Source organism: Eubacterium sp. LMAG:50 (assembly GCF_008680265.1).
GTDB classification, from domain to species: domain Bacteria; phylum Bacillota; class Clostridia; order Lachnospirales; family Lachnospiraceae; genus Eubacterium_U; species Eubacterium_U album.
The window spans coordinates 322,337-335,196 of record NZ_NALP01000006.1 but is presented as its reverse complement, the minus strand read 5'-3'; the positions used below and the strand labels follow the sequence as shown (position 1 = coordinate 335,196).

Below are 12,860 nucleotides of genomic sequence, written 5' to 3'. Positions count from 1 at the left end.
GATATAAGAAGTACAAGGAGAGATAAAATGAAACAGATTTGGAGCAATTTTAAAGAAAAACATCCTGAATTAGCAAAGTGGTTATACCAGATTTTCTACTTTATAGTATTCAGCGAAGGTGTAACAATATTTCAGTATTTAGTATTTACATTTATGCCAAAAATGTTAGGTGTAGGACTTGCAGGAACGGAATTTATGTGGCCACAGATTGACATGCATATATTTGGTGTAGATTTCACTTGGAGTTTACTTGGATACAATGTTGTAAAAAATGCAGCAGGTGCAGTAGTAATTGGTGGTGGATTAGGATACTTTATCAGTTATGAAGTAGGTTCATTTTTAGCACAGTGCATTAACTTCCCATTACAGAGAAATATTACATTTAAGAGTAAAGGAAATCCATGGTATCAGGCAATGTGGTATTTTATCGCATGGGTTGTAATTTCATTAATCTGTAACGGATTTAATAACTTATGGATGCCGATAGCATCAGCATATGTATCACCTGCAATTTACAATATTCTTGTAACATTTATTACAGGTGGTGTATCAATGGTAATATTCTTCTTCGTATTTAAAATTATTTTTCCTGAAGGAGAAAAGGATAAATAGATTACTTTATAGTAAATAAAATTATATTAAAAATTAAAAAGCCATAAGTAAATAATAAAGAGGATGCTTTCAGAAAATGGAAGTGTCCTATTTTGCTTGAAAAAATAATATCTTAAAAAATAAATTGAAAAAATAATAAATGAAGAATAAAATAAGGTAGAGAATTTAATAGTCAACAAACAGAAAAGAGGTAATGAAATATGTACAATTTTGAATATTACACACCGACATTTATAGAATTTGGAAAAAAATCAGAAGAAAAAGTGGCACAGCTTATAAAGGCACAGAATGGCAAAAAAGTATTGATTCATTACGGTGGACATAGCGCAAAAGAATCAGGATTAATTGATAAAATTGAAAAATTATTAACAGAAGAAAATATACCATATGTAGAATTAGGAGGAGTGGTTCCTAATCCAAGACTTTCATTAGTTTATAAAGGAATTGAGTTAGCAAAAAAAGAGAATGTTGATTTTATTCTTGCAGTAGGTGGAGGAAGTGTTATTGATTCTGCAAAAGCAATCGGATATGGAATTGCAAATGAAGGAGATGTATGGGATTTCTATGCACAGAAACGTGTTACGGATAAATGTGTTCCTGTAGGTGTTGTTCTTACAATTGCAGCAGCAGGAAGTGAAATGAGCAACAGCTCAGTTATTACAAATGATGAAACAGGACTAAAGCGTTCATATCATACTGAAATTTCAAGACCAAGATTTGCAATAATGAATCCCGAATTTACAATGACATTACCGGAATATCAGACGGCATGTGGATGTACAGATATAATGATGCATACAATGGAGCGTTATTTTACAGCAGGAGAAACGATGGAACTTACAGATAAAATAGCAGAATCTGTAATGCAGATAGTTCTTAAAAATGCCCCAATTCTTTTAGAACAACCGGATAATTATGAATCAAGAGCAGAAGTAATGTGGGCAGGAAGTTTGTCACATAACGGACTTACAGGATGCGGTATTAAAAACAAAGATTTTGCAACGCACATGTTAGAGCATGAATTAGGCGGAGTATATGATGTGGCACATGGAGCAGGATTAGCTGCTGTATGGGGAAGCTGGGCAAGATATGTATATAAAGAATGCCTTGGAAGATTTAAGAAATTTGCAATAAATGTAATGAATGTTGAAGAGGTAGGAAGTGATGAAGAGATTGCTTTAAAGGGAATAGAAGCAATGGAAAAATTTTATCATAGTATAGGAATGCCAACATCGATAAAAGAACTGGGATTAGAATTGTCAGATGCAGATATAGAGAAACTTGCAGACCAGTGTTGTGATGCGTGTGGTGGACATAAAGGTTCAGCAAAAGTTTTATATAGGGAAGACATTGTAAAAATATATAAAATGGCAAGATAATACGATGCCGGGGCCAAAAGTCCTAAGCCCACATGAGTTTACGCATAAGTTGGTAACTTTTACCCTTAACATCATAATATTAGATTAAGTGAAATATGGAGAAAAAATGAGTAAAATAAAGAAAAAGCAAATGGACATGATACATGGACCAATGTTTTATAAGATATTGTTCTTTGCACTTCCATTAGCCGCAAGCAGCATTCTGCAGCAGTTATTTAATTCGGCAGATGTGGCTGTAGTTGGAAGATTTGCAGGAAGTGCAGCTTTAGCAGCTGTAGGAGGAAACAGTCCCGTAATTAATTTGCTTATAAATATGTTTGTTGGATTATCAATAGGTGCAAATGTAATAATTGCAAATTTTATTGGACAGGGAAGAGAAGACAAGGTTAAAGAAGCAGTACACACTGTTATGTCAGTGGCACTTATAAGCGGAGTATCATTGCTTGTTATAGGTATAATCATAGCAAAACCAATTCTCTTAATGATAAATACACCATCAGAAGTTATAAATCTTGCAGTACTATATTTAAGAATTTATTTTTTAGGAATGCCATTTGTCATGGTTTATAACTTTGGAGCAGCGATACTAAGAAGTACAGGTGAAACCAGAAAGCCTTTATATTGCCTTATTATTTCAGGAATTATAAATATATTACTAAATTTATTACTTGTAATAGTATTTCATTTAAGCGTTGCAGGTGTTGCCATAGCAACAGTTATAGCAGATGGAGTTAGTGCTTTTTTAGTAGTATATTTTCTATCGCATAGTGATGATGCAATAAGATTAAATATTAGAGAATTATCGTTAAATAAAGAAATAGTTGTAAAGGTAATCAAAATAGGAGCACCGGCAGGATTACAGGGAGTTGTATTCTCTTTGTCAAATGTATTTATTCAGTCAGCTATTAATGGATTTGGAACACATGCGATGGCAGGTTCTTCTGCGGGATTAAATTACGAATATTTTACATATTACATGATAAATGCTTTTAATCAGACAGCGGTTACATTTACAAGCCAGAATTATGGAGCAAAGGATCTTGAAAGATGTAAGCGGGCATTTAGAATAAGTCTTGTTACAGGTATGGCATTAACACTTGTCATGAGTTTTATTTTTGTGGGCGCAACGGACTTTTTCGCAGGTATCTATACAAATGATCCTGTAGCAATAAAATATGCGATAATAAGAATGAAACATGTAACTTTACTAGAATGCCTTACAGGCGTATATGAAATATCAGGAGGAGCGCTCAGAGGAATGGGACATTCACTTCTTCCGGCACTACTTACTGTAATAGGTTCCTGCGGATTTAGAGTAGTATGGTTATATACAGTATTTAAGGTTGTTCCGACATTTACAATGCTTATGAATGTATATCCTGTAACATGGGTAATAACCGGGGCAATGGTAATGACCTCATATTTGATTATTAGAAAAAGAATAGAAGCAGGACAATAGGTAAATATTAGTAAAAGACTATATAAAATAAATTAAGACAAGAAAATTTCGGAGGAATTAGTTTATTCCTCCGAAAATTTTGCAATGAAATTATGAATTTTTTTATTTCTGCATATGATGGCATAAATGAAAGAAGTAAGAGGTATTATTATTAAGCAACCAATACATGATAATAATAAAGAAAAGATTTCCTGAAAAAATGAAGAAGAATTAATAATGGTATTAGTTGAATATACATAAGTACGGTAATAAATAAACAACATAAGAGATTCACCAAGGAAAACAAACGATAAAGTGTTTACTGTCGTTCCCAATATATCTTTTCCAATAACAGATCCTTCATAAATGAGTTTTCTTTTAGAATAGTCTGGATTATGAATAAATATTTCGTGTAAAGATGAGGATATAGCCATACTTGTGTCAATAACTGCACCTAACTGGCCCCACACAAAAGCAACCATTAAAATATTTACCATTTTAAATTCAACTGCGCTTCCTAAAAAGAAAACCTCTTCTTCCTGCATTTCAATCTCATTAAATCCACCAATATGTCCTTTAATACTGAAAATATAAATAATCACGCATGAAAAAATGCAGACCATTAAAACAGAAATCAGGCTGCTAACAGTTTTAATGTTTAATCCATTCTGAAATTTTATTGTAACAAGGCAAAATACCAAAGAACTTACAATTATAATCAAATAAGGTGAAACTCCAATTAAGAGGAGAAAAATACTAATTGCCCCAATAAAAACATTGCAAACTAAAGTTATAAATGATTTTGCACCTCTTTCGCCACCTAATACAAGCATTAGAACAAACAAAATGAAAAATAATATATAAACTATTCGCATTTTCTAAATCCTTTCTTAAATAGTAAAACAGCAATAATTCCTGAAATTGGAAGAGAAATAACAATCCCTATAGAACCAATTAAAAATCTTACAATATCAAAAATATAATCAATAGTAAAAACGGATATCAGATTGTATCCATTACTCAATTTTAAAATAATAATAGGTAAAGAACTGCTTAAGTAAGCAAAAAATAATACATTAATCATTGTTCCCATTACATCATAAATAATTTCATATATTGAATTTACAAGTTTACTGTAGGAAACAGATGGACTTGTGGCAACAATTTCACTTACAGCAGTATTAATGGTAATTGCATTGTCCATAACCGCACCTAAAAGACCAAGTAATGAACTTAAAAAGAATATATCTTTTAGAGGCAGTGATGCAACTTCGTATTGTTGCATGTCGTAAGGCAAATCACCATTTGCATAAATTGTTACATAGTATAAAGCGGCAATGATTAATACAGATGCTAAAGTTGAAATAATTGCTCCTAAAGTCTTTATATGAAAACCGCTTACCAGAATAAGAGTAACAACTGTGAAAAGAATTATTTCACATATCCACACGGGAAAATTGACTGAGTCTTCTGTAATAAAATTCATACAATATATAAAAGAGCAGATATTAATAATAACTGAAATTATAGTTAAAAATCCTAAACGTCCTGAGGTAAAGATAAGTAAAAGTATAACCATTCCAATAAGTAAAAATAGAAATGAATCACGTTTTTGAGAAATATTTGTTGCAGTTAAATTATCGTTACTTTTTTTTATAGAAGCAAATAATTTATCACCCTTATTATATTTTACTGAGGTAATTTCTGATTCAGAGTATGAATTATCAAATGAGACAGTATGACCTTTGTATTTACCATTTAAAATTTTTGCCTTAATGTTTTGCACAAATGTATTTTCTGTTTTATCGGTCGGACTTGTATTAACACCTGCATTTGATGTGGAAATATCAGTAATATTTATTATTGTCCTTTTGTAAAAAGATTCATTATTAAAAATAAATAATGTCATTATAAGAAAGCAACCGATTAAAAGACAGAATTTAAATATAAGTTTTTTATTGCTTTTTAAAAGTGCTTTAAAGTTCATAATAACTCCTGTTTTTTGTAATTATTCAGCCATGAAGATAAGAATAAATCATTGTTGATATATGAAAATTTTTTAGCACATATTCTGAATAATTATTATATTTTATTTAATCTATTCTAACAAAATAATATAGATTTTTAAAAGTAATTTGTCAAATGAAATTGTTATCTAAATTGTTATCTAAATTGTTAGCATTATGAAATTGTTATCTAAATTGTTAGCATAAATTTTTTATTAGTATAAATTTTATTTGTATTATTAGTGTGAAAATTTGGTGGCAAAATTTTTTTGTTGTTAATGTAAATTTTGGCAACAAAAATTTTATTCGTTTATAATATTTTAGATATGTGATAGTATATTATTGCTTAAATTAAGAAAGATAAATATACGTGAGGTAATGTATGATAGATAAATTGTTAGATATAGATGGTAATATTCTTCTTTGGATTCAGGATAATATAAGAAATGATATTTTGACTCCAATTGTTAAATTTATAACTTCACTTGGAAATGCAGGAATGATTTGGATTGCAATAACATTAATTTTGCTAATTTTTAAAAAAACAAGAAAATTAGGTGGAATATGTGCATTATCTCTTATATCATCACTTGTAATTAATAACTTTATTTTGAAAAATCTTGTGGCAAGAGTAAGACCTTATGATCAGATTTCTGCATTAAATTTGATAATTGAAAAGCAAAAAGATTGGTCATTTCCATCAGGTCATACTGGAAGTTCATTTGCATGTGCATGGGCAATATTTAGAAATGCTCCAAAGAAATATGGGGTACCGACATTAATCCTTGCAATATTAATTGCACTTTCACGATTATATGTCGGAGTTCATTTTCCGAGTGATGTTTTAGCAGGAGTTGTCACAGGAATATTGTCAAGTTATGTAGGTCAGTTTTTATTTGAAAAAATAAGCGAAAAAATTAAAACTGATAAACAGTAGGTAATCTATATGCTTTTAAATTAAAAAGAAAGACTTTAAAAAGTATATATAAGAAAAAATATAAGTAAAAAGCAATATAAAAAATTATGCATACAAAGAACATAATAAAAGGTGTATTTGCCATTTATGTAATAGTAATCTGTTACTGATTATTTTAATGGCTAATACACCTTTTATTTGCTATTTAACCTCCAAAATAAGAGAAGTGCATATAATCTTTACGCTCACCCCAGAATCCTCGGCTAAATCCATATTTTTCAAGAATTTTTACCAAATTACATTTCAAAGGTATTGAGTATTTATTTTTCTTTGGCTTCCAGAAAGAACCGGCAAGAATTTGTTTCCCCTGGACCATATAGTTTTCGTTTGAATTGATGTCAAAGGCAAGGCCTAAGCAATGCTCAGAAGTTGATGAATTTCCGCGCCAATTATAACAACCGATATCATGTATTGGGAATCTTTCCTTGCTTTTATAAATTTCTTTAAACATTTTATCTACAGAAGGAGCAACACCTTTATGAACATAGAGATAAAAAGTTCTCGTATATTTTTTACCATGCCTGTTTATATCCCAAACTTTAGCTTTTACTAATTTCATATTTTTCCAAGCTTGTTTGCTGTTTTTGTATTTATAAATATTTTTATTACCAAATATACGTTTATGTCTGCTTGTGTAATCTTCATCTTTGTATGTGTAGTAATCACAGTATTTTGTATATGTCTCAGGTTCAATACTTTCTAATTTTTTACCTTTTACATTTACATATCCAAATACTTTGTAATAATAAGCAACTCCATTTGTAAGTTTTTTCTGTGTATAAGAAGTGGTTGAGTTACTTTTTATTGTTTTTAATTTTTTGTAACCTGAGTCATAGGATGTTGAGTAATAAATAATATATCCGTCAGCATTATTTAAATTTTTCCAGGTAATTGTATTTGTACCAGGTTTATTAGATGCAGATTTTTTAATTTTAGTTGCATCGATTCTTACGATATCTGATAAAGCAGAAGAAATTGTACCTGAATATTTTTGGCCATTAAATAACACATAAGGGCATACTTTATAATAATAAGTTTGTCCTACAGTTAGATTACAGTCCGTATATGATAATGCTGAATTTTCATAGAAAGAATCATAATATGACAAATTATTATTTGTGGCTGAAGAATTTATATAATCACAAATTAAAGTAAAATCAGAATCCGGATTAGTGCTTCTATAGATATAATAACCTGAAGCATCTGATACAGGATACCAGTTTACTGTCATTGATTTTCCACTTGAAGCTGTAACAGATTGAAGTGCGACCTGATTAAGAGGTATGAGTATCTGATTAGAAACAACTTCATCACTACATATTTCGCCAAAATAATAGTCGTAAGTATAAGCTACGATTTTATAATAATAAGGAACACATTTTGAAATATTGTAATCAGTGTATGATGTGCTGTATCGTGACAATGTAGTTAATAATTCATAAGCCCCATTTTCTGAAGTGGCTCTGTAAATATAAAATCCATTAACATAATAGTTGTCATAGTTCCACGTAAGTGTAACAGATGAAGAGTAAGAATCAGATGAAACAGTTGCGGTAAAATCTGTAGGGGCATTAGGTTTTGTAACAGTTGTTTCTGTCTCTTTCTCGTCAAATGCAAATGCATCTACATGAAAAAATGCTCCTAGTGAAAGAGCAAATATAATAGTCATAACAAGACTAAACTTTTTCATAATAAAAATCCTCCTTTATTTACAAATTCATAGTGTGCTAATAAACATATTCTTGAAAGAATACCTGCGCTATTTGTTACTTTCCGGATTAGACATAATTATATATATCAAACACGTCATTTTTTCTTTTTTTCTGCGCCGTTTATGGTACCTAAAAAAGTAAAACTCGCCTAAAGGCTCAAACATTACTTTTTCAGGTACACTATGCTCGCAAAAATAGAAAAAATTTCCTATCGTTTGATACATATAATTATGTCTAATCTGAGATACAAACAAATATCTGTGGTATTAAACAAAAATTGCTTTTGTTTTGAACTGACAAAAATAAATGTTGTTTCCAGACAAAATAGTAACATATATATAATATGACATGTTTCTATAAAAATCTACTTTTATTAATTAGAATATTCAGCAAAAAATTTTGAACTAAAAATTTTGATTCCCCCAATATATATAATTAAATCCACTCTAGTAAAGATAAAAAAATAAACAGTATATAACAGTTGACAGAACAGTTTGTGCTGTTATATACTGTTTATATAAGGAGGGAGTTATATGAATCTTATAATTAATAATTCCTCGCAGACACCTATCTATGAACAAATTGTTGATCAGGTTAAGGAACAGATAATAAGAGGAAATCTTAAGGAAGGTAATGCACTGCCTTCGGTAAGGGCAATGGCGAAAGAACTTAGAATTAGTGCTTTAACAGTAAAGAAGGCATATGATGCATTAGAGCAGGAAGGTTATGTTGTAACAGTTCATGGAAAAGGCAGCTATATTTCTAATATTGGTAGCAATATTAAGTTAGAGGAACTTAGAAGAGAAGTGGAAAAAGATTTTGAAACTGCCATTAGAAAGGGAAAGAGAAGTGGAATGACTGATGATGAGATAAAAGAATTGTTAGAACTTATTTTGGAGGATATGTAATATGATTGAGATTAGTAATATAAAGAAAAACTATCAGAACTTTAGGCTTGAATGTTCGTTAAATATTGCGCCGGGTAGAATAACAGGAATCATTGGAGCTAATGGAGCGGGAAAGAGTACTTTGTTTAAGGCGATTCTTGGTTTAATTAATCTGGATGAAGGACAAATAAAGATTTTTGGAAAAGACAGCAGAAAGTTAGATGTACACGACAAAGAAAAATTAGGAGTTGTGCTTGCAGAGAGTGGATTTAGTGAATATTTAAAAGTTAAGGCACTGGTTCCGATATTAAAAAATATGTATCCGGATTTTGATGAAGATATGTTTTTGAATAAATGTAACAACTTTAACATTCCACTTAATAAGATGATTAAAGATTTATCTACGGGAACAAAGGCGAAATTAAAAGTAATAGTAGCTATAAGTCACAATGCTGAAATATTGATTCTTGATGAGCCAACAGCAGGATTAGATGTTATAACAAGAAATGAAGTTTTAGATATTATTAGAACATATATGGAAGAGGAAATGCGAACTGTAATCATAAGTTCTCATATATCAAGTGATTTAGAAAATTTATGTGATGATATTTACATGATTAATGATGGTAAAATAATTTTGCACGAAGATATGTATAAACTTTTAGATTTGTATGGAGTTATAAAGGCAAATGAAGAACAGTATAAAAATTTAAAATCAGATACAAATTATAAAAATATAATTCTTTGCTGCGAAAAGGAAAAATATGGATATAAATGTATAACTAACGACAGACAATATATAGTTGATAGTTATCCGGAAATAGTTATAGAAAAAGGCAATATAGACGAATTAATTATGGTTTTAGCGAAAGGTGAGAAGAGATGAAAGGTTTAATAATAAAAGATTTTCAATTACTTTTTAGTAATAAAAGGATTTTGTATATAGTATTTGCTATAGCACTATTCAGTGCGATGATGGGAGATGGAATAACACTTACATATATTTCATCTTTTGTTGCAGTAATGTTACAGGTTAGTGCATTGGCTACGATTTCATATGATAATTATCAGCATGGAAACACTTTTTTAATGACATTACCGTTAAGAAGAAAAGATTATGTGATAGAAAAATATATTTTTTGCAGCATTATTGCATTTGTTGGAATAATTTTTTCTTTAATCCTGGGTTTATTAGTTAAGATGAGAACAAATAATATGAAAATAGAAATAGCTGTCGGAATAGTTATTGCATTAGTATTTTTAATTTATTCGTTTATAGCAATTCCTCTGGAATTAAAGTTTGGAAATGAAGTAGGAAGGACAATACCATTTATTATAGGAGCGGTAATATTTTTAATTGCACAGATTTTAATACAGGTTAATGATAGTTTATTTGATTCAATTATGAATTGGTTAAATAAATTAGAAAATATAAGTGATATAACAGCTTTAATGATTGCGATTGCAGCATTTGTGATTGCATTAACAATAACGATTCCAATTAGTATAAAAATCATTAATAAGAAAGAATTTTAAAAAAATATAAAATCAAACGGTTGAAATTTATTTTATTAAGTGATACTATACTAAAAGATTAGATTAATAAAGGCTGTGAAGGAGAGGAGTAACTTTCGGAGAGTTTATAGAGAGAAGATGGTAGCTGGAAATCTTCAATGAACCGTTAGTGAAGCAGTTCCGGAGCTTTGAACCCAACGGCATTATTGCTTAGTAGGCTTCAACGGGTTCTCCCGTTACAGAGAAATGATGTGGATGTGCATCAGCAGAGTGCAGAATAATAAGTTCTGAATATTAGGTGGTAACACGGAGTAATTCGCCCTAAACGTTTAACAACGTTTAGGGCTTTTTTTATGCATGACAAATCCATATTTATGAAAGTCCGTTTTAAAAGAAAACGAAATTTTGATTATCAGGAGGTAAATGAAATGAGAACATTTGAGAAATCATCAAAATTAGATTATGTATGTTATGATATTAGAGGACCAATTATGGACGAAGCCCAGAGAATGAGTGAACAGGGAATTGATATTTTAAAATTAAATATTGGAAATCCTGCACCATTTGGATTTAAGGCACCAAAAGAAATAGAAGAAGCAATTGGAAATAATGCTGCAATTACAGAGGGATATTCAGATTCAAAGGGACTTGTATCAGCAAGGGAAGCAATCCTTAAATATTGTCAAAGTAAGAATATGCCTAATGTAACAATTGATGATATTTATACAGGAAATGGTGTAAGCGAATTGATTACAATGTCAATGAATGGATTATTAAATTATGGAGATGAAGTTTTAGTGCCAATGCCTGATTATCCATTGTGGACTGCATCAGTTACTTTAGCAGGTGGTAAAGCAGTTCATTACAGATGTGATGACAAGCAAAACTGGTATCCTGACATTAAAGACATGGAAAGTAAAATCACTCCGAAGACAAAGGCAATTGTTGTTATAAATCCAAATAATCCAACAGGTGCATTATATCCGACAGAAATATTAGAGCAGATAGTTGATTTGGCAAGAAAACATGAATTAATATTATTTGCTGATGAAATATATGATAGACTTGTTATGGATGGAAAAGAGCATATAGCTCTTTCGTCATTGGCACCTGATTTATTAACTGTAAGTTTTAACGGATTATCCAAATCACATTTAATAGCAGGTTACAGATGTGGATGGATGGTCCTTTGTGGAGAAAAGAAACATGCAAAAGGCTACATAGAAGGAATTAAATTACTTTCAGCTATGCGTTTATGTTCAAATGTTCCTGCACAGTCATTAATTCCGGTAGCGCTTGATAATTTGGAAAGCACAAAAGAATTACTTGTTCCGGGTGGAAGAATTTATGAACAGAGAGAAGTGATTTATAATGCTTTAAATGAAATAGATGGGCTTTCAGTAGTAAAACCTACAGCAGCATTTTATATGTTCCCTAAGCTTGATATTAAGAAATTTGGTATTATAGATGATGAAAAATTTGTTCTTGATTTCCTCAAGGAAAAACATATTTTATTTACTCATGGTGGAGGATTCCATTGGGATCAACCGGATCATTTTAGAGTTGTATTTTTACCTGAAGTGTCTGTTTTATCGACAGCAGCAGACAGACTCAATGACTTCTTAAGCACATATCATCAGAATTAAAGTATTATAATGAATTAATTTGAATATCGTGGTAAAATGAGACTAGGAATGTTCTTTGACTTGAAAGAAACTTTCCTAGTCTTAAATATGCAGTAAAAAAGTCTGCATAAAAAGAAATATATAACGGAGGTTGCTAAAATGAGTAATTTTAAAGAGATTACACCGGAAGAATATAAAGGAAACGTATTTAATGATATAGGAAAAAAATGGATGCTTATAACAGCTGCTAAGGATGGAAAAGTTAATACAATGACTGCTTCATGGGGCAATATGGGAGTTATGTGGGGAAAAGATATTGTATCAGTGTTTATAAGACAGACAAGATTTACAAAAGAGTTTGTTGATAATGCAGACTGCTTTTCAATTTCATTCCTTGACCATGAAAAGTATGCAAAGGAACTTAGTTATTTAGGAACAGTATCAGGAAGAGATGAAGATAAAATAAATAAAGCAAATCTTCATGTAGAATTTAGCGGAGATGTTCCTTATATAGAAGAAGCAGATGATGTTATGATTTGTAAAAAGATGTTTAGACAGACTATGGAACCGGACGCTTTTATTGATAAAGAAGCATTAGAAAAATGGTATAGCGATAAGAATTATCATGACATGTATATGGCATCAATAGAACATATATTAGAAAAAAAATAATAAATGCAGGGTATTTTGTACCACATGCAAAAGAAAGG

Annotated in this window: 12 protein-coding genes and 1 other annotated feature; of the genes, 9 read left to right on the top strand and 3 right to left on the bottom strand. The window is 30.2% G+C overall.

Features of this window, described 5'->3' with window-relative positions; translation table 11 throughout:
* Nucleotides 1-27 precede the first annotated feature (27 nt).
* From CCC31_RS04345 to CCC31_RS04335, 3 genes are all read left to right on the top strand, one after another.
* On the top strand, nucleotides 28-612 hold the full coding sequence (locus CCC31_RS04345; protein ID WP_290849896.1) for a hypothetical protein: 585 nt from the start codon (nucleotides 28-30) through the stop codon (nucleotides 610-612).
* A gap of 200 nt (nucleotides 613-812) precedes the next feature.
* The gene (locus CCC31_RS04340) at nucleotides 813-1,991 is read left to right on the top strand and encodes an iron-containing alcohol dehydrogenase (RefSeq protein WP_290849894.1); all 1,179 of its coding nucleotides are present in this window, start codon (nucleotides 813-815) and stop codon (nucleotides 1,989-1,991) included.
* A gap of 106 nt (nucleotides 1,992-2,097) precedes the next feature.
* Nucleotides 2,098-3,450 carry an MATE family efflux transporter gene (locus CCC31_RS04335; protein ID WP_290849892.1) on the top strand — a complete coding sequence of 451 codons (1,353 nt, stop codon included), beginning with the start codon at nucleotides 2,098-2,100 and terminating at the stop codon, nucleotides 3,448-3,450.
* Nucleotides 3,451-3,512: 62 nt separating this feature from the next.
* Here the strand turns inward: CCC31_RS04335 and CCC31_RS04330 are convergent, their stop codons facing one another.
* Together CCC31_RS04330 and CCC31_RS04325 are read right to left on the bottom strand one after the other, a co-directional pair.
* The gene (locus CCC31_RS04330; RefSeq protein WP_290849890.1) at nucleotides 3,513-4,304 is read right to left on the bottom strand and encodes a YibE/F family protein; all 792 of its coding nucleotides are present in this window, start codon (nucleotides 4,302-4,304) and stop codon (nucleotides 3,513-3,515) included.
* Nucleotides 4,295-5,338, bottom strand: coding sequence for a YibE/F family protein (locus CCC31_RS04325; protein ID WP_290849888.1), 1,044 nt, complete (start codon nucleotides 5,336-5,338; stop codon nucleotides 4,295-4,297). Before CCC31_RS04325 ends, CCC31_RS04330 begins: the two co-directional genes overlap by 10 nt.
* A gap of 479 nt (nucleotides 5,339-5,817) precedes the next feature.
* Here CCC31_RS04325 and CCC31_RS04320 point away from each other — a divergent pair, with 479 nt between their 5' ends.
* Nucleotides 5,818-6,372 carry a phosphatase PAP2 family protein gene (locus tag CCC31_RS04320; protein ID WP_290849886.1) on the top strand — a complete coding sequence of 185 codons (555 nt, stop codon included), beginning with the start codon at nucleotides 5,818-5,820 and terminating at the stop codon, nucleotides 6,370-6,372.
* Nucleotides 6,373-6,556: 184 nt separating this feature from the next.
* Here the strand turns inward: CCC31_RS04320 and CCC31_RS04315 are convergent, their stop codons facing one another.
* Nucleotides 6,557-8,101 carry a M15 family metallopeptidase gene (locus CCC31_RS04315; RefSeq protein WP_117909585.1) on the bottom strand — a complete coding sequence of 515 codons (1,545 nt, stop codon included), beginning with the start codon at nucleotides 8,099-8,101 and terminating at the stop codon, nucleotides 6,557-6,559.
* A 555-nt stretch (nucleotides 8,102-8,656) separates the two neighbouring features.
* On the opposite strand from CCC31_RS04315, the gene CCC31_RS04310 reads away from it, so the two are divergent.
* The 5 genes from CCC31_RS04310 to CCC31_RS04290 all read left to right on the top strand — a co-directional run bounded on the left by CCC31_RS04310 (nucleotide 8,657) and on the right by CCC31_RS04290 (nucleotide 12,822).
* A complete protein-coding gene (locus CCC31_RS04310) occupies nucleotides 8,657-9,031 on the top strand; it encodes a GntR family transcriptional regulator (RefSeq protein ID WP_022089797.1) in 375 nt (124 codons plus the stop codon).
* A 1-nt stretch (nucleotide 9,032) separates the two neighbouring features.
* Complete coding sequence (locus tag CCC31_RS04305) at nucleotides 9,033-9,896, top strand: ABC transporter ATP-binding protein (protein WP_290849883.1); 864 nt, start codon at nucleotides 9,033-9,035, stop codon at nucleotides 9,894-9,896.
* The gene (locus CCC31_RS04300) at nucleotides 9,893-10,546 is read left to right on the top strand and encodes an ABC-2 transporter permease (protein WP_117909581.1); all 654 of its coding nucleotides are present in this window, start codon (nucleotides 9,893-9,895) and stop codon (nucleotides 10,544-10,546) included. Before CCC31_RS04305 ends, CCC31_RS04300 begins: the two co-directional genes overlap by 4 nt.
* A 66-nt stretch (nucleotides 10,547-10,612) precedes the next feature.
* Nucleotides 10,613-10,852, top strand: a binding site (T-box leader).
* 101 nt (nucleotides 10,853-10,953) lie between these two features.
* On the top strand, nucleotides 10,954-12,171 hold the full coding sequence (locus tag CCC31_RS04295) for an aminotransferase class I/II-fold pyridoxal phosphate-dependent enzyme (RefSeq protein ID WP_290849880.1): 1,218 nt from the start codon (nucleotides 10,954-10,956) through the stop codon (nucleotides 12,169-12,171).
* A gap of 138 nt (nucleotides 12,172-12,309) precedes the next feature.
* A complete protein-coding gene (locus CCC31_RS04290; protein ID WP_022089801.1) occupies nucleotides 12,310-12,822 on the top strand; it encodes a flavin reductase in 513 nt (170 codons plus the stop codon).
* Nucleotides 12,823-12,860: the final 38 nt, after the last annotated feature.

Bases quoted from the DNA above. Each gene is read 5' to 3' on its own strand.
- CCC31_RS04345 (WP_290849896.1), top strand. From the start codon at position 28: ATGAAACAGATTTGGAGCAATTTTAAAGAAAAACATCCTGAATTAGCA.
- CCC31_RS04340 (WP_290849894.1), top strand. From the start codon at position 813: ATGTACAATTTTGAATATTACACACCGACATTTATAGAATTTGGAAAA.
- CCC31_RS04335 (WP_290849892.1), top strand. From the start codon at position 2,098: ATGAGTAAAATAAAGAAAAAGCAAATGGACATGATACATGGACCAATG.
- CCC31_RS04330 (WP_290849890.1), bottom strand. From the start codon at position 4,304: ATGCGAATAGTTTATATATTATTTTTCATTTTGTTTGTTCTAATGCTT.
- CCC31_RS04325 (WP_290849888.1), bottom strand. From the start codon at position 5,338: ATGACATTATTTATTTTTAATAATGAATCTTTTTACAAAAGGACAATA.
- CCC31_RS04320 (WP_290849886.1), top strand. From the start codon at position 5,818: ATGATAGATAAATTGTTAGATATAGATGGTAATATTCTTCTTTGGATT.
- CCC31_RS04315 (WP_117909585.1), bottom strand. From the start codon at position 8,101: ATGAAAAAGTTTAGTCTTGTTATGACTATTATATTTGCTCTTTCACTA.
- CCC31_RS04310 (WP_022089797.1), top strand. From the start codon at position 8,657: ATGAATCTTATAATTAATAATTCCTCGCAGACACCTATCTATGAACAA.
- CCC31_RS04305 (WP_290849883.1), top strand. From the start codon at position 9,033: ATGATTGAGATTAGTAATATAAAGAAAAACTATCAGAACTTTAGGCTT.
- CCC31_RS04300 (WP_117909581.1), top strand. From the start codon at position 9,893: ATGAAAGGTTTAATAATAAAAGATTTTCAATTACTTTTTAGTAATAAA.
- CCC31_RS04295 (WP_290849880.1), top strand. From the start codon at position 10,954: ATGAGAACATTTGAGAAATCATCAAAATTAGATTATGTATGTTATGAT.
- CCC31_RS04290 (WP_022089801.1), top strand. From the start codon at position 12,310: ATGAGTAATTTTAAAGAGATTACACCGGAAGAATATAAAGGAAACGTA.